The organism is Microvirga lenta (assembly GCF_020532555.1).
In the GTDB taxonomy this organism is placed as follows: domain Bacteria; phylum Pseudomonadota; class Alphaproteobacteria; order Rhizobiales; family Beijerinckiaceae; genus Microvirga; species Microvirga lenta.
The window spans coordinates 53,054-74,422 of sequence record NZ_JAJBBR010000003.1 but is presented as its reverse complement, the minus strand read 5'-3'; the positions used below and the strand labels follow the sequence as shown (position 1 = coordinate 74,422).

24 protein-coding genes and 1 tRNA gene are annotated in these 21,369 nt (G+C 68.5%); 17 read left to right on the top strand and 8 right to left on the bottom strand.

The genetic code is table 11. The features are described 5' to 3' along the window. Positions 1-2: 2 nt before the first annotated feature. From LGR44_RS05485 to LGR44_RS05455, 7 genes are read left to right on the top strand one after another with little or no spacing between them, the layout of a single operon-like run. The gene (locus LGR44_RS05485; RefSeq protein ID WP_226738101.1) at positions 3-1,199 is read left to right on the top strand and encodes an acyl-CoA dehydrogenase family protein; all 1,197 of its coding nucleotides are present in this window, start codon (positions 3-5) and stop codon (positions 1,197-1,199) included. Next, positions 1,199-1,846 (top strand): TetR/AcrR family transcriptional regulator, encoded by a 648-nt coding sequence (locus LGR44_RS05480; protein WP_226738099.1) that lies wholly within the window; start codon positions 1,199-1,201, stop codon positions 1,844-1,846. The genes LGR44_RS05485 and LGR44_RS05480 overlap by 1 nt, the downstream gene beginning before the upstream one ends. Then, positions 1,843-3,177, top strand: a complete 1,335-nt coding sequence (locus LGR44_RS05475; RefSeq protein WP_226738097.1) for a phenylacetate--CoA ligase family protein — start codon at positions 1,843-1,845, stop codon at positions 3,175-3,177. Before LGR44_RS05480 ends, LGR44_RS05475 begins: the two co-directional genes overlap by 4 nt. A gap of 4 nt (positions 3,178-3,181) precedes the next feature. Continuing rightward, positions 3,182-4,264, top strand: a complete 1,083-nt coding sequence (locus LGR44_RS05470; protein WP_226738095.1) for a CoA transferase — start codon at positions 3,182-3,184, stop codon at positions 4,262-4,264. A gap of 14 nt (positions 4,265-4,278) precedes the next feature. After that, positions 4,279-5,094, top strand: a complete 816-nt coding sequence (locus LGR44_RS05465; protein ID WP_226738093.1) for an SDR family NAD(P)-dependent oxidoreductase — start codon at positions 4,279-4,281, stop codon at positions 5,092-5,094. A gap of 9 nt (positions 5,095-5,103) precedes the next feature. Continuing rightward, entirely contained in the window at positions 5,104-6,297 is a 1,194-nt protein-coding gene (locus tag LGR44_RS05460) for a CaiB/BaiF CoA transferase family protein (protein WP_226738091.1), read from the top strand. Positions 6,298-6,342: 45 nt separating this feature from the next. Then, positions 6,343-6,810, top strand: coding sequence for a PaaI family thioesterase (locus LGR44_RS05455; protein WP_226738089.1), 468 nt, complete (start codon positions 6,343-6,345; stop codon positions 6,808-6,810). A gap of 18 nt (positions 6,811-6,828) precedes the next feature. Here LGR44_RS05455 and LGR44_RS05450 read toward each other — a convergent pair whose 3' ends face one another. The 4 genes from LGR44_RS05450 to LGR44_RS05435 are packed head-to-tail and all read right to left on the bottom strand — an operon-like array spanning position 6,829 to position 9,236. Next, entirely contained in the window at positions 6,829-7,041 is a 213-nt protein-coding gene (locus tag LGR44_RS05450; RefSeq protein WP_226738086.1) for a Trm112 family protein, read from the bottom strand. 11 nt (positions 7,042-7,052) lie between these two features. Beyond that, positions 7,053-7,724 (bottom strand): LON peptidase substrate-binding domain-containing protein, encoded by a 672-nt coding sequence (locus LGR44_RS05445; protein ID WP_226738084.1) that lies wholly within the window; start codon positions 7,722-7,724, stop codon positions 7,053-7,055. Between the two features lie 27 nt (positions 7,725-7,751). Further along, entirely contained in the window at positions 7,752-8,657 is a 906-nt protein-coding gene (trxA, locus tag LGR44_RS05440) for a thioredoxin (RefSeq protein ID WP_226738082.1), read from the bottom strand. 39 nt (positions 8,658-8,696) lie between these two features. Further along, positions 8,697-9,236, bottom strand: a complete 540-nt coding sequence (locus LGR44_RS05435; RefSeq protein ID WP_226738080.1) for a prolyl-tRNA synthetase associated domain-containing protein — start codon at positions 9,234-9,236, stop codon at positions 8,697-8,699. 152 nt (positions 9,237-9,388) lie between these two features. Between LGR44_RS05435 and LGR44_RS05430 the strand changes: the two genes are divergently transcribed. Continuing rightward, positions 9,389-9,463, top strand: a tRNA-Gly gene (locus LGR44_RS05430). A gap of 73 nt (positions 9,464-9,536) precedes the next feature. Here LGR44_RS05430 and LGR44_RS05425 read toward each other — a convergent pair. Then, positions 9,537-9,905, bottom strand: coding sequence for an excalibur calcium-binding domain-containing protein (locus tag LGR44_RS05425; protein WP_226738078.1), 369 nt, complete (start codon positions 9,903-9,905; stop codon positions 9,537-9,539). 115 nt (positions 9,906-10,020) lie between these two features. Here LGR44_RS05425 and LGR44_RS05420 point away from each other — a divergent pair, with 115 nt between their 5' ends. Next, a complete protein-coding gene (locus LGR44_RS05420; protein ID WP_226738076.1) occupies positions 10,021-11,808 on the top strand; it encodes an ABC transporter ATP-binding protein in 1,788 nt (595 codons plus the stop codon). A gap of 9 nt (positions 11,809-11,817) precedes the next feature. On the opposite strand, the gene LGR44_RS05415 is transcribed toward LGR44_RS05420, so the two are convergent. Continuing rightward, positions 11,818-12,540: a fused DSP-PTPase phosphatase/NAD kinase-like protein gene (locus LGR44_RS05415; protein ID WP_226738073.1), complete on the bottom strand. Its 723-nt coding sequence runs from the start codon at positions 12,538-12,540 to the stop codon at positions 11,818-11,820. A 312-nt stretch (positions 12,541-12,852) separates the two neighbouring features. On the opposite strand from LGR44_RS05415, the gene LGR44_RS05410 reads away from it, so the two are divergent. The 8 genes from LGR44_RS05410 to LGR44_RS05375 all read left to right on the top strand — a co-directional run bounded on the left by LGR44_RS05410 (position 12,853) and on the right by LGR44_RS05375 (position 19,949). After that, on the top strand, positions 12,853-13,134 hold the full coding sequence (locus LGR44_RS05410) for an acyl carrier protein (RefSeq protein WP_226738071.1): 282 nt from the start codon (positions 12,853-12,855) through the stop codon (positions 13,132-13,134). Positions 13,135-13,272: 138 nt separating this feature from the next. Further along, complete coding sequence (locus LGR44_RS05405; protein WP_226738069.1) at positions 13,273-13,737, top strand: 3-hydroxyacyl-ACP dehydratase FabZ family protein; 465 nt, start codon at positions 13,273-13,275, stop codon at positions 13,735-13,737. Continuing rightward, positions 13,730-14,857 (top strand): beta-ketoacyl-ACP synthase, encoded by a 1,128-nt coding sequence (locus LGR44_RS05400; RefSeq protein WP_226738067.1) that lies wholly within the window; start codon positions 13,730-13,732, stop codon positions 14,855-14,857. Before LGR44_RS05405 ends, LGR44_RS05400 begins: the two co-directional genes overlap by 8 nt. 10 nt (positions 14,858-14,867) lie before the next feature. Continuing rightward, the gene (locus tag LGR44_RS05395) at positions 14,868-16,142 is read left to right on the top strand and encodes a beta-ketoacyl-ACP synthase (RefSeq protein ID WP_226738065.1); all 1,275 of its coding nucleotides are present in this window, start codon (positions 14,868-14,870) and stop codon (positions 16,140-16,142) included. 13 nt (positions 16,143-16,155) lie between these two features. After that, complete coding sequence (locus LGR44_RS05390) at positions 16,156-16,902, top strand: SDR family oxidoreductase (protein WP_226738063.1); 747 nt, start codon at positions 16,156-16,158, stop codon at positions 16,900-16,902. A 194-nt stretch (positions 16,903-17,096) separates the two neighbouring features. Further along, positions 17,097-18,119, top strand: a complete 1,023-nt coding sequence (locus LGR44_RS05385; RefSeq protein ID WP_226738061.1) for a zinc-binding dehydrogenase — start codon at positions 17,097-17,099, stop codon at positions 18,117-18,119. A 110-nt stretch (positions 18,120-18,229) separates the two neighbouring features. Continuing rightward, complete coding sequence (locus tag LGR44_RS05380; RefSeq protein ID WP_226738059.1) at positions 18,230-19,180, top strand: lipid A biosynthesis lauroyl acyltransferase; 951 nt, start codon at positions 18,230-18,232, stop codon at positions 19,178-19,180. Positions 19,181-19,190: 10 nt separating this feature from the next. Then, positions 19,191-19,949: a DUF1223 domain-containing protein gene (locus tag LGR44_RS05375; RefSeq protein WP_226738057.1), complete on the top strand. Its 759-nt coding sequence runs from the start codon at positions 19,191-19,193 to the stop codon at positions 19,947-19,949. A 9-nt stretch (positions 19,950-19,958) separates the two neighbouring features. Here LGR44_RS05375 and LGR44_RS05370 read toward each other — a convergent pair whose 3' ends face one another. After that, positions 19,959-20,567, bottom strand: coding sequence for a TPM domain-containing protein (locus LGR44_RS05370; protein ID WP_226738054.1), 609 nt, complete (start codon positions 20,565-20,567; stop codon positions 19,959-19,961). 1 nt (position 20,568) lies between these two features. Next, positions 20,569-21,369, bottom strand: a complete 801-nt coding sequence (locus LGR44_RS05365; RefSeq protein ID WP_404809904.1) for a TPM domain-containing protein — start codon at positions 21,367-21,369, stop codon at positions 20,569-20,571.

The following is a 21,369-nucleotide window of genomic DNA, read 5'->3' as shown; positions in this document are numbered from 1 at the left end:
ACATGACCGTGATCTGGCAGCCCACCCTGGACGCCGATTCCCAGCGCTGGCTCTCGGTCGCCGCGCAACTGGCCGACGACCACTTCGCGCCGCTGGCGGAGGAACTCGACCGGGAGCAGCGCTACCCGTGGGAGAACGTGCGCCGCCTCGTCGACAACAGGCTGGCTGGCCTGTTCATCCCGAAGGCCTATGGCGGCGAGGGCGCAAGCCTGACCTCGACGGTTGCCGTCGTCGAGCGGATCGGTTCCGGATGCTCCTCGACGGCCGCCATTCTGTGCGCCTATCAGCTCGGCGCCTTCCCGGTGCTGCTGGCCGGACGGGAGGACCAGAAGGCGCTTTACCTGGGCGAAATGACCAAGGGCGTCGCCACGAGCTTTGCTCTCTCCGAACGCGACGCGGGTTCCGATGCGGCAGCCATCACGGCCACGGCCGTCCGCGAGGACGACGGCTGGCGCATCAAGGGCGAGAAGTACTGGATCGGCAACGGCGGCGCTTCGCGCTACTACGTGGTCTTCGCCAAGACGGATCCGGCGGCCGGTGGCCGCGGCATCTCGGCCTTCATGGTCAACAAGGAGCAGGACGGCGCCGTCATCGACGAGCTCTCCGACAAGATGGGCATTCGCGGCACCCAGACCTCCAACCTCAAGCTCGACGTGGTCGTGCCCGACGAGGCCCGGATCGGCGAGGTGAACCGCGCCCTGCGGCTGGCCTTCCAGACGCTCAACGTGGGCCGGGTCATGGTGGCGGCCCAGTCCCTCGGACTGGCGCTCGCCGCCTATCGCGAGGCCTCCCGGCGGGCCGTGGAGCGTAGGGCGTTCGGCCATCAGATCATCGACAACCAGGGCATCGGCTTCAAGCTGGCCGATATGGCGGTCGAGATCTCGGCGGCCCGCATGATGCTCTACGAGGCGGCCCGGGCGTTCGACGAGGGAAGGGACGTCGCCAATCTGGGGGCGATGGCGAAGCTTTACTCTTCGGAAGTCGCGCATCGGGCCGCCGACGCGGCCGTTCAGATCTGGGGCGGCTTCGGCTATTGCAAGCCGTGCGTGGCCGAGCGCCTCTACCGCGATCAGCGCATTCTCGAAATCTACGAAGGCACCTCCGAGATCCAGCGGCTTGTGCTGGCCCGCGCCGTGCGCAAAGAGGTCGAGGACGCCGCCGCCATGGAGCAGGGCGGAGCCTTGAAACGGAGTGCCTGATGGATATCGACAGCTCATCCCTCAAGACTGGAACCGGCAGCGAGGCGCGGGATGAGATCGTTCGCGCCGCCGCCGAGGTCTTCATGGAGTTCGGCTTCGCGGCCACCTCCATCGATGCCGTGGCCGAGCGGCTCGGAGCGACCAAGGGGCGGATCTACCACTATTACCGCAGCAAGGCGGAGCTCTATTTCGACGTCCAGATCGCCGCCATGGAGCGGCTGCTGCGGGAGATCGAGCCCATCGCCAGGGGCGAGGGCAACGCGGCGGAGCGCCTCGAGGCGATGGCGCTGCGCCACACGACCATCCTCCTGGAGGACCTGCCGATCCAGAAGGTCGCCGTGCGCGGTCTCGAGCGCGAGCTGCTCGGGGCGGTCGCGGCACGGCATGCCAAGACCCTGCGCTCGATCGTCCGCATGCGCGACGATTACGAGCAGATCTTCGCCGAGGTGATCGATGACGGCATCCGCGCCGGCCTGTTCGCGGACCTGCCGCCGCGCCTCGCCACCAAGCCCTTCTTCGGAGCCATGAACTGGCTGACCGTCTGGTACGCGCCGCGCCGCCTGCAGAAGCCCGAGGACATCGCCGAGATCGCCCGCACCCTGACCGAGTTCGCCATGCGCGGAATCCTCAAAGGAGCCCAGCCTTGAACGCTCAGACGAAACGCCCGCACTCCAGCGACATCTGGGATCCCGTCGAGACCTGGTCGCGGGACCAGATCGAGGACTTCCAGCTCACGGCCCTGAAGCGGCAGCTCGCCCGCGTGGAGGAGCGCAGCGCCTACTACAGGAAGGTCTTCGAGCAGGCCGGGTTCTCGGCGGCCGGTCTGAAAAGCGTCGAGGATCTGCGCCGCCTGCCCATCACGCGCAAGTCCGATTACGTGACGGGCCTGCAGGAGGACCCGCCCTTCGGAACCATGCGGGCCGTGAATCTCGACGAGGCGGTGCGGGTTCATTTCTCGTCCGGCACGACGGGCCGTCCCTCGCCGGTGCTGTGGACCAAGCGCGACGTGGAGCGCTGGGCCGATCTCTATGCCCGCTACCTCTATGCGCAGGGCCTGCGGGCGGGCGACGTGTTCCAGTGCATGTTCAACTATTCCTGGTTCGTCGGAGGGCTGGGGGCGACCCTCGCGGCGCAGCATATCGGGGCTCTCGTGATCCCGGGCGGATCCGTCGACACCAAGCGGCAGATCGAGACCATCCGGGAATACGGCACGAAGGCGGTCATCGGCACCCCGTCCTTCATGGCGCACGTCGCCGAGGCCGCGGAGGAGATGGGCGTCGATCTCGCCGCATCGACAGTCAGCATGGTCTGCGTCGGCGGCGAGCCGGGCGCGAGCATCCCGGGCACCCGCGAGCGGCTCGAGCGCATGTGGGGCGCCAAGATGTTCGACTGCTATGGGGCGCTGGAATGCCAGCCCATCGGCTGGGACTCCGCCCTGCAGCTCGGCCCGCAGATCGCGGAGGACTTCATCTATGTGGAGATCCTCGATCCCGATACGCTCGAGCCCGTCGAGGACGGGCAGCGGGGCGTCCTCGTCCTGACCCATCTCGACAAGGAGGCCTGCCCGCTCGTGCGCTGGTGGACGGGCGACGTGGTGGTCCGCGACCGCCGGCCCACCCCGGACGGGCGCACCCACGCGACCCTCAAGGGCGGCGTGCTCGGCCGCGCCGACGACATGCTGATCGTGCGCGGCGTCAACCTGTTCCCGAGTGCGGTCGAGGACATCGTCCGTGCCTTCCCGGGAACGACGAACGAATACGTCTTGGTGCTCGACGATTCCGTCAAGGATCCGAAGTCCGGCTTCCTGACCGGCGTGAAGCTGCGCGTGGAGCGCACGGAGGATGCCCCCGCCGATCTCGGGGAGCAGCTCTCCCATCGGCTGCGCGAGCGGCTTCAGGTGCGCTTCGTCGTGGAGGTCCTGCCGGCCGGCTCACTGCCGCGGACCGTTCACAAGGCCAAGCGCGTGATCACGGAGTAACCCCATGGCAGCGCCGCGCCCGCTCGCAGGAAAGCGCGTCATCGAGCTGGCGCAATTCATTGCCGGACCGACCGCCGCCCAGCTCCTGGCGGATTTCGGGGCCGAGGTCGTCAAGGTCGAGGCGCCGACCGGCGACGGCTCGCGGGCATTGCCCGGCACGGCTTTCGGGAGCGTCTATACCCGAAGCTTCAACACGTCGAAGGCGAGCATCGTCATCGACACGCGCCAGGATGCGGATCGCGCGAAGCTGGCGGAGCTCCTCGCTTCGGCCGATGCGCTCGTCTGCAATCTCGCGCCAGGTGCCCTGCGTCGCCTCGAACTCGACGGGCCGTCCATCCGGCGCCGCTTTCCCCGCCTCGTCGCGACGCTCGTGTCGGGCTACGGGCAGCAGGACGACCGCACCTGCATGGACACGATCGCCCAGTGCGAAAGCGGCTTCGCCTGGCTCAACGCGGCGGAAGACGGGAGCCCGCGGATCTCGACGAGCTGGCCGGCCGATTTCTTCTCGGGCCTCTACGCGGCTTTCTCGACCGCCATGGCCCTCGCGGAGCCCGACCGCCGGGAGGGCTGCATCATCGACATCTCCATGATGGAGATCGCCGCCGCCATGCTGCTCGGGCCTGCGGCCCTGCTGGTGTCGGAAGGCGGCAGTCCCGCGCCTGGGACGGGCAACCGGGACAGGGCCTCCGCGCCCTCGGGCGTCTATCCCTGCCGGGACGGTCACGTCTACATCTATGGCGGCCTCGATCCCTATTGGGCCAAGCTCAGGCCCATCGTCGGCGGGCGCGATGCGCCCTTGGCGGAAAGGATCGCCTGCGCGGCCGAGTTCGACGCCCAGGTCGGCGCCTGGACCGCATCGCGCAGCTGCGCGGAGGTCCTGTCCGCCATGAACCAGGTCGCCATTCCGGCCGGCGCGGTGCGCGACCCCGTCAGCGCCGTCGCGATGATCCGCGGCCTGCGCGAGGGCGCGGTGAGCCGCCGGCTGGAGACGGGGGAGCATGTCCCGAGCTTTCCCGCCCTGTTCGACGGCGAGCGGATCGTCCGTTCGCCGGCACCTTCGCTTGGCGGCCGCCATCAGGCCGATTGACCCGGAGCAACGCAATGCCTTCATCCTCTACCGAAGAGTTCAGTCCAGCCGTGCTCCGTGACGGGCTCTTCGCGAGCCGGTCCGCGCTGGTCACGGGGGCGGGGTCCGGCATCGGCCGCGCGATCGTCCTGCGTCTCGTCGAGCTCGGCATGTCGGTTTACGGCACCGGCCGCCGGGCGGAGATGCTGGAGGAGACGGCGAAGCTCGCCGAGGGAAAGGCGGGCCGCTTCGCCTACCGCCCCTGCAACGTGCGCGACACGGAGGCGGTCGAGACGCTGGTGCGCGAGGTGGGCGAAGATCAGGGCATCGATCTCCTGGTGAACAATGCCGGCGGACAGTTCTTCGCGCCCGCGACCGGGATCAGCCGGAAAGGCTGGGATGCGGTGATCGACCTGAATCTGAGCGCCGTCTTCACGGTCACCAAGGCGGCCTATCCCTATCTCAAGGCGAGCCGCGGCAGCGTCGCCAGCATCTCGCTTTCCGGCGTCGACCGCGGCTCCATGGGTCTCTCGCACTCGATCGCGGCCCGGGCCGGGGTTCTCGGCATGACCCGCTCGCTCGCCCTCGAATGGGCGAAGGACGGCATCCGTCTCAACTGCATCGGACCGGGCACCGTGGTGACGGAAGGGCTTGCCGGCGAGGCGGCGCGGCCGATGCTCGAGCGCCTGATCGACGCCACGCCCATGGGCATCGCGACCTCGGTCGAGGAGGTGGCGGAACTCGTCGCCTTCCTGGCCAGCCCGGCCGGGCGGCTGATGACGGGACAGCTCATCCAGATCGACGGGGCCGCCCATCTCGGGCCGGGTCTCCACATGATCGCCGCGGAGTAGGAGAAACTCATGCTGCCTCTGCAGGGAGTGAAGGTCCTCGACCTGTCGCGCGTGCTTGCCGGGCCCTGGTGCACGCAGACCCTCGCGGATCTCGGGGCCGAGGTGTGGAAGATCGAGGAGCCGACGAGGGGCGACGATACGCGTAGCTGGATGCCCCCGGAGATCGGCGGCGAATCCACCTATTTCCTGAGCTGCAACCGCTCGAAGCAGTCGGTCGCCATCGACCTGAAGGCGCCGGAGGGGCAGGCCATCGTGCGCCGCCTCGCCGAGAAGGCCGACGTCCTCGTCGAGAACTACCGCAGGGGCGCGCTGGATCGTTTCGGCCTCGGCTACGAGCAGCTCGCACCGGTCAATCCGCGCCTGATCTACTGCTCGATCTCCGGTTACGGCCGTACCGGCTCGCGGGCCGACGAGGCCGGATACGACTTCGCCATCCAAGCCGAAAGCGGCCTGATGTCCATCACGGGCGAACCCGACGGCGCGGCCATGAAGCATGGCATCGCCATCACCGACGTGGTCACCGGCATGAACGCCACCCAGGCCATCCTGGCGGCGCTGCTCGCCCGCGAGAAGACCGGACAGGGGCAGTTCATCGACGTGTCCCTGTTCGAATCCGCGGTCGCTCTGCTGGCCAATGTGGGAGCCGGCTATCTCGCGACCGGCAAGGAGCCGCGCCGCTACGGCAATGCCCATGCGACGGTCGTGCCGTACCAGATCTTCGACACGGCGGACGGCATCGTCGCCCTTGCTGTCGGCAACGACCAGCAGTTCAGGAATCTCTGCGTCCAGGTACTGGAACGACCGGATCTCTGGGAGGACGGACGCTACCGGAAGAACCGGGACCGCGTCCTCAACCGGGAAACGCTGATCCCCTCGCTCGGCGAGGTCTTCCGGACCCGCGGCACGGCCGAATGGATCGACCGTCTCAAGCGCTCGGGCGTTCCGGCCGGGCAGGTTCGCAACGTCTCGCAGGTCTTCGCCAGCCCGGAGGTTGCCGAGCGCAGCGTCGTCGTGGAGGTGCCGGATGCGCGGCACGGGACCCTTCGTCTCACGGCCTCGCCCCTGCGCCTGTCGGGAACGCCGGTCCGGCCGCCGAAGGCGCCGCCGCGGCTCGGGGAGAACACCCGCGAGGTGCTGGAGCGTGAGCTCGGCATGACCGAGCAGGATCTTGCGCGATTGCAGTCGCAGGCGCTCGTCGAGTAAGCAGGCTGCAATCGAGTGTAGGGCCGCTCCACGGGAGAAGGATGCATGAACGATCGATCGTCCTCACCTGAGGATCATGGGGATGACGGCGCCCGCCCGTTCGATCCCGCGGGCGACGGATGGACCATCCGTGACGACGAGCCCGGCCTCATGGCCCTGGTCGGCCCCCTGTGGCAGCGGGGCGGAGCCGAGGATCTCAGCTTCGGGTTCCTGGCGGAGAAGAAGCACCTCAACAGGCGGAGCGTCGTCCATGGCGGCATGCTGATGGCCTTCGCGGACCAAGCCCTGGGCCTCGCCGCCAGGGAGATCAACGGCGGCTTGCCGCAGGCGACGATTCAGCTGGACACGCAGTTCATCGCCCCGGCCGCCGCCGGCGAGTTCGTTTCGGTCCGGCCCGAGGTCGTCCGGCGCACGCGCTCGATCCTGTTCATGCGGGGAACGCTGGCCGTCGACGGCCGCACCGTCGCCACTTCGCAGGGGATCTGGAAAGTGCTTTCCAAATCTCACGACTGAGGCGGGCGTTGCGCCGCCTCAATCGCCGAGCTGCCGCGCCTCTTCCGGCAGCATGATCGGAATGCCGTCGCGGATAGGGTAGGCGAGCTTGGCGCGGCGGCTGATCAGCTCCTGGCGCGCCGGGTCGTAGTCGAGGGATTCCTTCGACAGGGGGCAGACGAGCAGTTCGAGAAGCTTGGGGTCGATCCGCGTGGCCTCCACCGGCTTCGGCTGGGACGTGTCGTCGGTCATGGGCGGTGTTCCTATTGCATGGTCGAATCCGAGTTCGAGCCGCTGCGGGCGAGCTCGATCTCGGTCAGCGCGATCAGCACCTCGGCGCGCTGCTTCAGGTCGGGAGCCTCCAGGAGCGCCTGCTTCTCGCGCACGCCGAACGGGCTCATCATGCACAGGGCGTTGACCAGCGCTTCGTTCGGCGCCTCCTCGATGCCCTGCCAGTCCACCCGCACGTCCGCCGCCTCCACGAAGTCGCGCAGGGCCTTCACGACCCCGGCACGGTCGACCTCGTTCTCACCGGCGCGGGCGGTGAAGTCGGCGGCGAAGGGTTCGAAGTTCACCTGGCACTGGCGGTAGAGGGTCGTGGTGGGCATTTCCGTCTCGATGTGGAAGCGGGCGATTCCGACCAGGGTGATCAGGTAGCGTCCGTCACCGGTCTCCGCGAGTTGCGTGATGCGTCCGGCGCAGCCGACCTGATAGAGCTTCGGCGCCATCGAGGTGCCGCCGCCATCCGCGTCCGGCTGGACCATGCCGATGATCCGGTCGCCCCTGAGGGCGTCGTCCACCATCGCCAGGTAGCGCGGCTCGAAGATGTTGAGCGGCATCTGCCCGCGGGGCAGGAGAAGGGCTCCGGGAAGCGGAAACACCGGAACGACCTTGGGACAATCCCCAGGTCCTCGGTACACCGCGTTCATTCCCATTCCGATCTCCCCAAAGGCGAAACGGCGTCAAGAGAACAGGATCGAGGAGAGCTTCCGCCGTCCCGCCAACGTCATCTCGTCCATCGGGCCCCAGGCCTCAAAGAACTGGACGAGTTGCTTGCGTGCGCCGTCATCGTTCCAATTGCGGTCGCGGCGAACGATTTCAAGGAGCTGGTCCACAGCTTCTTGGCGCCGGTTGCGGGCGTTGAGCGCGACGGCGAGGTCGAACCGGGCCTGGTGGTCCTTCGGGTCGGCCTCCACCTTGCGCTGGAGATCGGCGATGTCGCCGAGCGAGCCGGCCTGCTCGGCAAGCTCGATGGCGGCACGGGCGCCCAGGATCGCCGGGTCGTTCGCCTTGGCGGCCGGGGCCATGTCGAGCAGGCGCTTGGCATTTTCGATGTCGCCCAGCTCCACATGGAGCTTGGCGAGGGCGGCCAGGGCTTGGACGTTCTCGGGATCCTGCGACAGCACGGCGGCGTAGAGCTCCGCCGCGCCGCCCGCGTCGCCCTCGGCCGCCAGGCGGTCGGCTTCAGTCAGAAGCTCCTCGGCGGCGCTGGGGCCGAGCGGCCCGACGAGGCGCTCGATGAAGCCCTTGATCTGGCTCTCCGGCAGGGCGCCCATGAACCCGTCCACCGGCTGGCCGCGCTGGAAGGCGAAGACGGCGGGGATCGACTGCACGCCGAGCTGGCCGGCGATCTGCGGATGCTCGTCGATGTTCATCTTCACCAGCTTCACCCGGCCGCCGGCGGCGCGCACGGCCTTTTCCAGCACGGGGGTGAGCTGCTTGCACGGGCCGCACCAGGGCGCCCAGAAATCCACGAGCACCGGCTGCTTCATCGATTCCGCCAGAACGTCCTGGCGGAAGGAGGCGGTGGTCGTGTCCTTCACGAGATCGTCGGACGGAGTCGCGGGAGTGGGGTTGTCGGAAAGCATGCGATCCTCGAGGGGCAATCGTGAGAGGGAACCTCCCCCTCAGATGGGAGCGGCGGAGCCGTCTGGCAATTCCTGCGACGGTTCGGGAAGGCGAAGAATGACGGGTTCATGGCCCGTGGAGCGGATGAATCGTAGCAGATCCTCGCGGGAAACGCCCGTGGTCATGGAATTGACCAGGGGATGAAAGTTAACCCGCTCGTGCTCCATCAGATTGGCGTCGAGGATCATGGTCACCTGGCCGGCCCTGTCGTTGACGATGGCGAAGGGCGTCACCGAGCCGGGTTCGACGCCCAGCACGCTGCGCAGCTGCTCGGCGGAGCCGAAGGAGAGGCGGCCCGAGGCGCCGATGGCCTCGTGGGCCCGCTTCAGGTCGATGGGCGTTTCGTCCTTCGCGGTGATCAGGAACAGGCGGCCCTTCTTGTCCTTCACGAACAGGTTCTTGGAATGGGCGCCGGGAATACGGGCCTTCACGGGCCGCGATTCGGCCACGGTGAAGACGGGCTCGTGCTCCACGGTCTCGGCCTGGATGCCGAGTGCGGCCAAGTGATCCAGCAGGGCTTGCGGGGAGAGATGGGACAAGGCGCGAAAACTCCGGTCGTGCCCGGCTTCTAAGCGATCAGGCCACGGCGGCTCAAGACGTTCGCGCAAACTTCTTTCGAAAACCCTCTTGCAAAGTGCCCCGTTTTCGGGCACATCAGCGGCCTCGCAACGACGCCCCGGCGTCGCGGAGCGCGGGTGTAGCTCAGGGGTAGAGCACAACCTTGCCAAGGTTGGGGTCGAGGGTTCGAATCCCTTCGCCCGCTCCATTTTCCAAGCACCTCATTGGAAACTGCAAAGGCCGCCTCCGGGCGGCTTTTTGCTGTCCGCCATCGGCTCGGATCAGCGCAGGGTCCAGGGCTCGCAGGACCTGCCGTCGCCATCCGCATCGAGATGCCGCCAGTAGCCCGGTTCGCCCCTGTAGGCGGGCGCCAAATCGACGGCTCGGGCGGCCCTGCAGTGGGGCAGGGCCGCGATGTGCCTGAGCGTTGTCGGCAGCGGCCAGGGACTGAAACTCAGCGCAACGGCGGTGAGCGCAAAGGACACGGCTGCGGCAAAAGCCGCCATCCTGACCCACCGGTACAGGCGGCGGAGCTTTTCCGCGCGGTGGAAGCGGCCGGAAATGGCTTGAAAGCGCCGCTTGAGGCTACGCAGCTCCGCTTCGGGATCGCGCCCGCGGTGAACCCGCCATCCTTCCGGCAAAACCTTCATTTCAATCCACCGGCGGGATCGATTATCATGAAACAATGTTCGAAGGCTATGTTTGCCGCGTTTGCCGCCCTGCCTTCCCCATGCTACCCGGGCGCCTGATCCTGGAGCGAGAACGATGGCCGGAAAAAGCCTCCTGTCGAGGGGCGACACCCTTCCGCTGATCCGCCGCCTGTGGCGGGACTGGATGCGTCCGCACGCCAAGGCGCTGGCGCTGGTGCTCATGCTCGTGGTGCTGGTGTCCGGCGCGACCGGCCTCTATCCGGTGCTGATCAAGGCGGCCTTCGACGCCTTCGCGGCCAGGGACGCGAATGCGATCCTGCTGGCGCCGCTCTTCGTCATCGCGGTCACCTCGGTCAAGGGCTTCTCGCTTCTGGCGCTCACGATCCTGACCAACCGGGTGGTGACCAAGATCGAGGCCGACCTTCAGACCGCGCTCTACGGGCACATGATCGACGCCGACATCGCCCAGATCGGGCGCGAGAGCCCGGCGGCGCTGACCCAGCGCTTCACCACGGACTTCCTGTTCATCAAGGAGGCGCTCACGCGTCTCTCCACCGTGTTCCTGCGCGAGGTCACCACGATCATCGCGCTCGTGGGTGCCATGATCTGGATCGACCCGGTGCTGACCATGGTCGCTGGCCTCACCGTGCCCTTCATCGCCTGGCCGATCGAGAAGATCGGCCGCAAACTGCGCCGGGTGGCGGTCTCGACCCAGGAGCAGACCGGCCAGATGGCGAGCCTGATCACCGAGAGCCTCGCCGGCACCCGCATCGCCAAGACCTACAATCTCGAAGGCTATCTCAAGGGCAAGGCGGCCGACACCTTCGACGAGATCCGCCGCCTCAAGATGAAGGCCGCCAACGCCCGCGGCCGTCTCGATCCGCTGCTGGAGGCGGGCGGCGGCTTCGCGGTGGCGGCCGTGCTGGTGCTGATCGGCCAGCGCATCGTGTCCGGCGGCAGCACGGTGGGCGATTTCACCGGCTTCGTCAGCGCGCTGATCCTGGCCGCCCAGCCGATCCGGGCGCTCGGCAACCTCAACGCCATTGTGCAGGAGGCGGCGGCCGCCCTGCAGCGCACCTTCGCGGTCATGGACGAGGCCCCGCGGATCCAGGACAAGCCCGGCGCCAAGCCGCTGACGGTCAGCGGCGGGGAAGTCCGCTTCTCTGCTCTCGGCTTTTCCTACGGCCAGGATGCGGCGGCGCTCGACCATGTCGATCTGGTGGCCGAGGCCGGGCGCACCACCGCTCTCGTCGGACGCTCCGGGTCGGGCAAGTCGACCCTCCTGTCCCTGGTGCCGCGCCTCTACGACGTCACGAAGGGGGCGGTGCTGATCGACGGGCAGGACGTGCGCGACGTGACCCTGAAATCCCTGCGCTCGGCCATCGCGGTGGTGAGCCAGGACGTGGTGCTGTTCGACGACACGGTGCGGGCCAACATCGCCTTCGGCCGGCCCGGCGCGTCCGAGGCCGAGATCATGGAGGCCGCGAAGGCCGCGGCGGCGCACGACTTCATCATGCGGCTGCCGCAAGGCTACGACACGGTGGTCGGCCCCGGCGGCGGGCGCCTGTCGGGCGGCGAGCGCCAGCGCGTCTCCCTGGCCCGCGCCTTCCTCAAGGACGCCCCGATCCTGCTTCTCGACGAGGCCACGAGCGCCCTGGATTCGGAATCGGAGCGGCTGGTCCAGGACGCGATCCGGCGGCTCATGCGCGGGCGCACCACCCTGGTCATCGCCCACCGGCTCTCGACCGTGCGCGACGCCGACAAGATCGTCGTGATGGAAGCCGGGCGCGTCGCGGAGACGGGATCGCACGAGACCCTGATCGCCAAGGGCGGCACCTATGCGCGCCTGCACCGGCTGCAATTGTCGGACGATGGGGAGCCTGTGCGGACGGGAACCGGCTGACGGATCCCGCTACTCCCGCCGCATGATCCGGTCGACGAGGATGTTGGACCAGAAGCCGGGCCTGAAGCTGCGCTCCAGGGCCTCGGGGTCGTATTCGGTCTCGATCCAGGTCAGGAACGGCAGGCCCTTGGCCGCGCCCTCGCGGCGGTAGAGGTCGAAGAACGCGTCGAGGATGCCGGTCTTCGAGAACCTGAAATGGCCGTAGCGCATGGAAAGCTGCCGCTGGGCCTCGTCCACCGAGCGTCCCTCGTGGACGATGAGGTAGAGCGCCGCCACGAAGCCGGCCCGGTCCGCCCCGGACTTGCAGTGCATCACCGCCGGGAACTCGACCCCCCGGAAGAATTCCGCCGCCCTGAGCAGGGTTTCCCGGTCCGGCGCCCCGCGGGAGCGCACGATGAACTCGGTCAGGTGGATGCCGAGCCGCTCGCAGGTCTCCTTCTGGAGCTGCCAGGAGCCGTGCTCGCGCCCGCCGCGCAGGTTGATGATGGTGCGCACGCCCTCCGCCTTGAGACGGGCGATCTGGTGCGGCGCGGGCTGGGCCGAGCGCCAGAGCCGGTCGGAGACCCGGTGCTTGTTCAGGTAGATCAGCCGGAACACCCCGTGGTCCACGAGGAGCATGTGGGCCCAGGCGCGCAGGCGGCCGATCCCGTTCTCGACGGGTCTGTCCCAGCGGGCGATGCGGGCCATGCGCCGCGCATAGCGGACTTCAGGCTTGAGGAACCTGTTAATCACGTCGATCCGGTTTCGAGGTCTATCGAAAGAGAGAAAGACGGGGCCCAGGCCCCGAAAAGCCGCCCCTTATCGGCGATGGTGGCGGAATAATCAACGCTCACCGACTGACGCAGGCCCCCGGAGCCTTCGCGCCCCGCCGGCGCGGGCCCAGGCCATCCTACCGCAAGCCTATCCTATCAGTTGCCGCCCCGCGGCCGGTCGTGTAAGGGGTGCGTTTCGATACAACCCTCCTTGACGACAAGAGCGGCCGAGATCGGGACGTCAGGCCCGGCACCGCATCGTCGAGACCAAGCACTGCAGGAGAGCGGCGCCATGTCGTCCACCTACGAGACCGTCGCCGGCATCATTTCCGATACGGCCGATATCCCGCGCGACCAGATCACGCCGGACAGCCATGCCATCGAGGATCTGGGCATCGATTCGCTCGCCTTCCTCGACATCGCCTTCGCGATCGACAAGGCCTTCGGCATCAAGCTGCCGCTCGAGCAGTGGACGCAGGAAGTCAACGAGGGCAAGGCTCCGGCCGAGGAATACTTCGTCCTGAAGAACCTCGTGGCGCATATCGATGCGCTCATCGCGGCCAAGAAGGCTTAAAAACAGCACGGCATATCCCCGGCGGGCCGGCCCGAACGGGCCGGTTCGGAGAGGCGATCCACCAGAGCCCCGCCTCATGGGTTTTCGTTCCTTTCCTCAGGCCCTGCCGGGCACGAAACGGAATAGGCTTGGGTCCGGATGCGCCTCGAATACTTTGAAATGATCGATCGGGTGACGGAGCTCGACCGCGAGACAAAGCGGATCGAGGTCCGGTCCACCGTGCCGATGGAAAGCCCCGTCTTCGAGGGGCACTTTCCGGGCCATCCCCTCGTGCCGGGCGTCCTGCTCACCGAGACCATGGCCCAGGCCTCCGGCTATCTCGTGCTGGGCCTCATGGACTTCACCCACATGCCGTTCCTGATGGCGGTCGACAAGGCGCGGTTCCGCACCTTCGTCGGTCCCGGCACGGTGCTGACCGTCTCGGCGCAGCTCGAGCACGAAGGCTCGGGCTATGCGGTCACGAAGGCGAAGATCGCCGTCGAGGGCAAGGCCATCTGCGACGCCGAGCTGCGGTTCAGAATCATGCCCTTCCCCCCCGGAATGGACGACCTGATGCGCGCCCAGGGGCGCCGCATCGGCCTTTTGGAGACGACCGATGCGTGACGTGGTGATAACCGGCATCGGCCTCGTCTCCAGCGCGGGCGAGGGCCTGGAGCCGCATGTGGCGGCCCTGACCGGTCAGGCCGCCCCCCATGTCGATACGGAACGCTTCGCGCCCTATCCGGTCCATCCGGCGGTGGCGCTCGACTGGGACAGGCAGATCGCCAAGAAATCCGACCAGCGGCAGATGGAGGCCTGGCAGAAGCTCGGCTGCTATGCCGCCGGCCTCGCCCTCGAAGCGGCGGGCGCCAAGGAGGATGCGGCGCTCAAGAACCGCATGCACCTCATCGTGTCCGCCGGCGGCGGCGAGCGCGACTACGCGGTCGACGGGCAGATCCTCACCGGCCTGCGTCAGGCCGAAAATCCCGGCGTGTTCCTCAACGAGCGCCTCATGGGCGACCTGCGTCCCACGCTGTTCCTGGCGCAGCTCTCGAACCTGCTCGCCGGCAACATCTCCATCGTCCACGGGGTGACGGGCGCGTCGCGCACCTTCATGGGCGAGGAATCGAGCGGCGTCGACGCGATCCGCGTCGCGCGGGAGCGCATCGCCTCCGGCCAGAACGACATCTTCCTGGTGGGCGGCGCCTACAACGCCGAACGGCCGGACGTGATCCTCATCTACGAAATGGGCGGCTTCCTCTGGAAGAAGCCCTACCTGCCGGTGCGCGAGCGCACCCACGAGGGCGGCGGCATGATCCTCGGCAGCGGCGCCTGCTTCATGGTGCTGGAATCCCGCGAGCACGCGGAATCCAGGGGCGCCAAGGCTCTGGCGACCGTCGCCGGCGTGACCTCGGACCGCGGCCGCCGCGCGCCCGGCAGCGTCGGCAAGGCGCTGCGCGCCCAGGCCGAAACCCTCGGCGCCCGGCCCGACGTGGTGATTTCCGGCGCCACGGGCGTGAAGGGCATCACGGAGGACGAACAGGCCGCCTTGACGGAGCTGGCTCCCACCGCCGCCATTCACGCCACGGGCGACGTGGTCGGCCACACGATGGAGGCCCAGGCCCCCATCGGCGTCGCCCTCGCGGCGGCCCTCATCGCCGAGGGCAGGGCCGGCGAGGCCCTCGTCACCTCCGTCGGCCATTGGCGCGGCGAAGGGGCCGTGCGGCTCACCAAAGCCCCATAAGGAGAAAGCCATGGCGCTTCGCGACAAACAGGGACGTCCGCTCGTCGCCGTCACCGGCATGGGCACGGTCACGTCCCTCGGCCAGGGCAAGGACGACACCTGGGCGGCGCTGACCGCCGGCAAGTCCGGCATCCGCCGCATCAGCCGCTTCCCGACCGAGGGTCTGCGCACCACGATCGCCGGCACCATCGACAGCGTCGAGGTCGAGCCCTTCTGCGCGCCCATGCTGTCCGAGCGCCTGGCGATGCTCGCCGCCGAGGAGGCGGTGGGGCAGGCGGGGCTGCCGGAGGGCGATTTTCCGGGGGCGCTCTTCATCGCCGTGCCTCCGGTCGAGATGGAATGGCCGCAGCGCGAGGCGCTGGCCAAGGCCTCCGGCGAGAACGGCGACGTCACCTACAAGGACCTGCTGAAGGCCGCCGCCTCGGGCGAGTTCAAGCCCTGGCACGACCTCTTCATCTTCGGCACGGTGGCCGACCGGGTGGCCGACCGGTTCGGCACCAGGGGCTCGCCGATCTCCCTGTCCACCGCCTGCTCGTCGGGAGCCACCGCGATCCAGCTCGGCGTCGAGGCGATCCGGCGCGGCGAGACGGACGCGGCGCTCTGCATCGGCACCGACGGCTCGGTGAACCCGGAATCCCTGATCCGCTTCTCGCTGCTGTCGGCCCTCTCGACCCAGAACGAGAACCCGGAGGGGGCCTCCAAGCCCTTCTCCAAGAACCGCGACGGCTTCGTCATGGGCGAGGGCGGGGCGGCCCTCGTGCTGGAGAACGCCGAGAGCGCCAAGGCGCGCGGCGCGAAGATCCTCGGCTATGTGCTCGGCTGCGGCGAGAAGGGCGACGGCTTCCACCGCACCCGCTCGAGCCCGGACGGCACGCCGATCATCGCGGCGATCAAGGCGGGGCTGGACGATGCGGGCGTGTCGCCCGACGACATCGACTACATCAACGCCCACGGCACCTCGACGCCCGAGAACGACAAGATGGAGTCCATGGGCTGCATGGCGGTGTTCGGCGAGCGCATGAAGGACGTGCCGATCTCTTCGAACAAGTCGATGATCGGCCACACGCTCACGGCCGCCGGCGCGGTCGAGGCGGTGATGTCGCTGCTCACCATCGCCCAGGGCCGCATCCCGCCGACCATCAACCATGCGGTGCCGGACCCGTCGATCCCGCTCGACGTGGTGCCGAACGTGGCCCGCGACGCGACCGTGAATTACGTGCTGTCCAACTCCTTCGGCTTCGGCGGGCAGAACACCTGCCTGGTTTTCGGAGCGGAACCCAAATAACCGGAGCCCGATCATGACCCGCGTTCTCGTCACCGGCGGCGGAAAAGGCGTCGGCGCCGCCATCGTGCGGGCGCTGGTCGCCGCCGGCCACGATGTCGACTTCACCTACCGCTCGTCCGGCGACGCCGCCCTGGCCCTCGCCGGCGAGCTGATGGGCTCCCATCCCGGCCGCACCGTCACGGCCCATTCGGTCGATCTCGCCGACAAGGCGGCGCTGGAGGCCTTCTGCGAGACCATCGAGGGCGAAGCCTTCTTCGGCCTCGTTCACAATGCCGGCCAGCCTTACGACGCGCTCGCCGCCATGATGCAGCAGGACAAGGCCGAAGCGGCCATGCAGGTGAACTTCTGGTCGCTGACCCGCATCGCCAAGGCGCTCATGCGCGGCATGATCCGCCAGAAGGCGGGCCGCATCGTCGCCATCGGATCGGTGGCCGCGCTCCAGGGCAACCCGGGCAACGCAGCCTATGCGGCCTCCAAGGGCGCCCTGATCTCCTATTGCCGCACGCTCTCCGTCGAGACCGCCAAGCGCGGCGTCACCGTCAACGTGATCGCCCCGGGCTTCATCGACACGGACATGATGGCCCCTTACGCGGCCTATCGCGAGAACATGGAAAAGCAGATCCCGGCCGGACGCTTCGCCAAGCCGGAGGAGATCGCAGGGTTGGCGGCCTTCCTCATGAGCGAGCCCGCCGCCTACATCACCGGCGCGGTCCTGCCCATCGACGGTGGCCTGACCTCGATGCTGGGCGTGCACCGGTAGTCATCCTCGCCTCTCCCTCCCGGGGGAGGTGGAAGCACGTCGCGCACAAAGCTTGTCATCCGTCGCGCCGCCCATTAAGCCGCGAACAGAATTTCTCGCCGTCATGGCCGGGCCCGTCCCGGCCGTCCGCGTCTTCGTTCGAGCCGCGGGACCCGGAGCCGAATCCGGGATGACGCCCCAGACGGAATCATCCCATGCGTGCCCTTCAGCTCTTCGGCGACCGTGACCTGCGCCTCACCGAGATGGACGCCCCGCCGCCGCCGGCCGCGGGCGAGGTCCAGATCCGCGTCCGGGCGCTCGCCCTCAACTATCTCGACGTCTGGGGCTTCCGCGGCATGGCCTTCGCCAAGCGCAAGATGCCCCAGGCCGTGGGGGTCGAGGCCTCGGGCGAGGTCGTGGCGGTGGGCGAGGGCGTGACCCGGTTCAAGGCCGGCGACCCGGTCACCATGTACGGGGCCGAGACCTGCGGGCACTGCAAGGCCTGCCGCGAGGGCCGCGACAATCTCTGCGAGAACGTCGCCGGCATCATGGGCTTCCATATCGACGGCTTCGCCCGCGAGCTGATCAACCGCCCCGAGCGCCTCGTGATCCCGGTGCCCAAGGGCGTCTCGTTCGAGCAGGCGGCCTGCGCGCCCATCGGCTTCGGCACGGTGCAGCACATGCTGTTCGACAACGCGAAGCTGGAGCCCGGCGAGTCGATCCTCGTCCATGCGGGCGGCTCCGGCATCGGTACGGCGGCAATCAAGATGGCGAAGGCCATCGGCTGCACGGTCTACACGACGGTGGGCGACGACGAGAAGGGCGAGAAGGCGAAGGCGCTCGGCGCCGATCACGTGGTCAACTACCGCATCGAGCGCTTCGAGGGCGAGGTGCGCCGCCTGACCAAGCGTAAAGGCGTCGACGTGGTGTTCGAGCATGTGGGGGCCGACACCTGGAACGGCTCGCTGCTCTGCCTCAAGCGCGGCGGGCGGCTCGTCACCTGCGGCTCGACCTCGGGCGTGTCCACCACCATGAACCTGATGCAGCTCTTCCAGCAGCAATACCGCATCTTCGGCTCCTTCGGGTGCCGCATCGAGAACATCGCTCAGTCGCTGGACAAGATGGCGGACGGCATGAGCCCGGTGATCGATTCCGTCTTCCCCCTCGACGATTTCCAGAAGGGCTTGGAGCGCCTGGAGGGCCGCAAGGTCTTCGGCAAGGTGGTGATTACGTTCTGAACGCGTCCCCGAGGACAAGCTGCCGCGCATGATCGGGCCTTGACGGCGGGGGCGAGACGCGAAAAGACGCGTCTCCCGTCGTAATGGGGCTCTCACGCCAGGACGAATTCGTGGTTCAACCTTCCAAACGCTCCCGCAGCATCGCCTCCCGCCTGAGCGAAACCGTCATGGTCGGGCTCGTGCGCGGCGTCTTCGGCCTGGCGCGGGCCCTGGGGCCGGAGCGCTCGGGGGCGGTCGGGGCGGCGCTGACCCGCACGATCGGGCCGCTCCTGCCGGCCCACAAGACCGCTCTCGCCAATATCCGGGCGGTCTATCCGGACATGCCGGAGGCCGAGGTCAAGGCGTTGGCGCTCTCCGCCTGGGACAATCTCGGCCGCGTCGGCGGCGAGTATCCCCATCTCGGCCGGCTGTTCGACTACGATCCGGACAGTCCCGTGCCCGGCCGCACCGAGGTCGACGGCATCGAGCACTTCCTGGCGCTTCGCGACGACGGCAGGCCGGGCATCATCTTCTCGGCCCATCTGGCCAATTGGGAACTGCCGGCGATCTGCGCCGCCCGGTTCGGTCTCGATGCCACGGCGGTGTTCCGCGCGCCGAACGACCCGGCCGTGGCCCGGGTGCTGCACGAGATCCGCAGCGAGACCATGGGTGGGCTGGAGGCGGCGCGGCAGGGCGCTGCCTTCGCCATGCAGGGCGCCCTCGAGAAGGGCGGCCATCTCGGCATGCTCATCGACCAGCATTTCACCCGGGGCGTCCCGGTGAACTTCATGGGCCGCCCCGCCATGGTGAACCCGATCCTCGGCAAGTTCGCGCGCCGGTTCGACTGCCCGGTCCACGGGGTCCGCGTCATCCGCCTGCCGGGCCACCGCTTCCGCCTGCAGCTGACCCCGGCGCTCAACCTGCCCCGCGACCCCGACGGGCAGATCGACGTGCAGGGCGCCATGCAGGTCATGACCTCCGTGGTGGAGAGCTGGGTGCGGGAACACCCGGAGCAATGGCTCTGGATGCACCGCCGCTGGCGGGTTCCTGCAACCGTTCAAGGTAAAGTGAGTTCCCCTTGAGGAGGGATTCGTGTTCCATGGCGGTATCATGGTGTCACGACTGAAACTGATCTCGGCGGCCTTGTTCCTCGCCGCCTTCATGCAGCCTGCCCAGGCGGAACCACCCCGCGCCGTCGTCGAGCTGTTCACGAGTCAGGGCTGTTCATCCTGCCCTCCGGCCGATGCGGTCCTCGTCGAGCTCGCCCGCGAGCCGGACGTGGTCGCCCTGTCCTTCCCGGTGAACTACTGGGATTATCTCGGCTGGAAGGACACGCTCGCCCACAAGGCGTTCACGGAGCGGCAGAAGGCCTATGCCCATGCCCGCGGCGACCGGCAGGTCTACACGCCCCAGATGATCGTCAACGGCACCAAGCCCTGCATCGGCTCGAACCGGGCGCAGGTGGAGGAATCCATCAAGGAGGTGACCGCGTCGCAGCCGAACCTGCCCCTCGACGTCACGATCAAGGAGCAGAACGGCGTGGCGAAGATCGCCGTGAGCGAGACCGCCATGGCGGACATGCGCGCCGCCGACGTCTGGGTCCTGCCGGTTCTGCGCACCCGCACGGTGCCCATCGAGCGCGGCGAGAACCGGGGCCGGAGCGTCACCTATGCCAACGTGGTGCGCGGCCTCAAGCGCATCGGCGAGTGGCGGGGCGGCTCGGCCGAGTTCGAGGTTCCCCTGGAGGTCGCCCGCAGCGGCGCCGACGGCTACGTGGTGCTGCTGCAGACCTCGGAGCACATGAAGCCCGGCGTCATTCTCGGCGCGGCGAAGAGCCCCGGCCTCTACTGAGCGCCGCGCTCAGAGCACGATCACCTTGTTCGGCAGCTCGTCCGCGTCGTCGAAGCGCGGGGGCGCGTGCTGCGCCAGGATCGCCCCCGCCTGACCGATGGCCGCCACGAGCCCGTCGACCAGCCGGCCCTCCCGGATCTCGGCGGTCAGCCCGGCGATGATGTCCTGCCAGACCCGGGGCTCGACCCGGTCGGCGATTCCCGTATCGGCCAGGATCTCGGCATGGTGCTCGGCCAGGGCGACGTAGATCAGGACGCCGGTCCGCTCCCGGGTGCGGGTGAGCCCGCGGCTCAGGAATTCCCGCGCCGCCGCCTCGTGCGCCCGCGTCCGTTTGATGGAGCCCGGCACGAGGGCATGGCGCCGTTTCGGCCAGGACAGGAGGATGCTCAGGCCCAGCGCCACCGCGAGCTGCACCAGGAAGATCCGGGTCGGCCCCATAGCCGTGAACCAGATCAGCGGCCACGGCGTGAGGAGGGCTCCCAGCAGGGCCCAGAGGAGGGGGATGGAGCGATATTCGCTCGCCTGGCCCGCCACGACGACCACGATTTCGCCCGCCGTCTGGTCCTCCACGTCGCGGATGGCGCCGTCGAGGCGCGCGTAGTCGTCGGCCGAAATCATCCTACCAGCTCCCCGAAGCGCCGCCGCCGCCGGACGAACCGCCTCCGCCCCGGAAGCCGCCTCCGGAAAAGCCGCCGCCCCGTCCTCCGCCGGACCACCCGCCGCCCAGCGGGATGAAGACGGGACCGCCGCGGCGTCCGCGTCTCATGCCGCGCGGGCCGCCTCCGCCCATCATGCGCCAGATGATGAGGAAGAGAACCACGAAGATGATGAAGGAGACGATCGGATCGGCGGTGGTGGACCGGTCCTCCCGGATTTCCGCCCGGCGGTGCCATTCCTCGGCGTCGCCGGTCAGGATCGACAGCATGGCGTCGACGCCCGCATCGATGCCGGCGGCGAAGTCGCCCTTCTGGAACTGGGGCGCCACGGCGGTGGTGATGATGACCTTGGACAGGGCGTCGGTGAGGGCGCCCTCGAGCCCGTAGCCGACCTCGATGCGCACCTTGCGCTCGTTCGGGGCCACGAGAAGCAGAGCGCCGTTGTCCTTGTCCGCCTGACCCAGCCGCCAGTGCCGGAAGAGGCGGTTGCCGTAATCCTCGATGGTGAGCCCGTCGAGGGAGCGCAGGGTCGCCACCACCACCTGATCCGACGTCTTGTCCTCGTACGCCTTGAGCTTGGCTTCGAGCGCCGCGCGCTGGTCCGGCGTCAGGAGGCCCGCCGCATCGACCACCCGGCCGGTGAGGGCGGGAAAGGACTGGGCGAGGGCTGCAGCCGGGACGAGGAGGAGCAGGAGGGCAATGAAGGGCGCAACCCACCTCTCCCTGAAGGGGAGGCGGACGGTGCGCCGGGATCGGCGGGTCAC

Excerpts from the sequence above, each read along its gene's own strand:
- LGR44_RS05485 (WP_226738101.1), top strand. The coding sequence starts at position 3 with ATGACCGTGATCTGGCAGCCCACCCTGGACGCCGATTCCCAGCGCTGG.
- LGR44_RS05480 (WP_226738099.1), top strand. The coding sequence starts at position 1,199 with ATGGATATCGACAGCTCATCCCTCAAGACTGGAACCGGCAGCGAGGCG.
- LGR44_RS05470 (WP_226738095.1), top strand. The coding sequence starts at position 3,182 with ATGGCAGCGCCGCGCCCGCTCGCAGGAAAGCGCGTCATCGAGCTGGCG.
- LGR44_RS05465 (WP_226738093.1), top strand. The coding sequence starts at position 4,279 with ATGCCTTCATCCTCTACCGAAGAGTTCAGTCCAGCCGTGCTCCGTGAC.
- LGR44_RS05460 (WP_226738091.1), top strand. The coding sequence starts at position 5,104 with ATGCTGCCTCTGCAGGGAGTGAAGGTCCTCGACCTGTCGCGCGTGCTT.
- LGR44_RS05455 (WP_226738089.1), top strand. The coding sequence starts at position 6,343 with ATGAACGATCGATCGTCCTCACCTGAGGATCATGGGGATGACGGCGCC.
- LGR44_RS05450 (WP_226738086.1), bottom strand. The coding sequence starts at position 7,041 with ATGACCGACGACACGTCCCAGCCGAAGCCGGTGGAGGCCACGCGGATC.
- LGR44_RS05445 (WP_226738084.1), bottom strand. The coding sequence starts at position 7,724 with ATGGGAATGAACGCGGTGTACCGAGGACCTGGGGATTGTCCCAAGGTC.
- trxA (WP_226738082.1), bottom strand. The coding sequence starts at position 8,657 with ATGCTTTCCGACAACCCCACTCCCGCGACTCCGTCCGACGATCTCGTG.
- LGR44_RS05425 (WP_226738078.1), bottom strand. The coding sequence starts at position 9,905 with ATGAAGGTTTTGCCGGAAGGATGGCGGGTTCACCGCGGGCGCGATCCC.
- LGR44_RS05420 (WP_226738076.1), top strand. The coding sequence starts at position 10,021 with ATGGCCGGAAAAAGCCTCCTGTCGAGGGGCGACACCCTTCCGCTGATC.
- LGR44_RS05410 (WP_226738071.1), top strand. The coding sequence starts at position 12,853 with ATGTCGTCCACCTACGAGACCGTCGCCGGCATCATTTCCGATACGGCC.
- LGR44_RS05405 (WP_226738069.1), top strand. The coding sequence starts at position 13,273 with ATGCGCCTCGAATACTTTGAAATGATCGATCGGGTGACGGAGCTCGAC.
- LGR44_RS05400 (WP_226738067.1), top strand. The coding sequence starts at position 13,730 with ATGCGTGACGTGGTGATAACCGGCATCGGCCTCGTCTCCAGCGCGGGC.
- LGR44_RS05395 (WP_226738065.1), top strand. The coding sequence starts at position 14,868 with ATGGCGCTTCGCGACAAACAGGGACGTCCGCTCGTCGCCGTCACCGGC.
- LGR44_RS05390 (WP_226738063.1), top strand. The coding sequence starts at position 16,156 with ATGACCCGCGTTCTCGTCACCGGCGGCGGAAAAGGCGTCGGCGCCGCC.
- LGR44_RS05385 (WP_226738061.1), top strand. The coding sequence starts at position 17,097 with ATGCGTGCCCTTCAGCTCTTCGGCGACCGTGACCTGCGCCTCACCGAG.
- LGR44_RS05370 (WP_226738054.1), bottom strand. The coding sequence starts at position 20,567 with ATGATTTCGGCCGACGACTACGCGCGCCTCGACGGCGCCATCCGCGAC.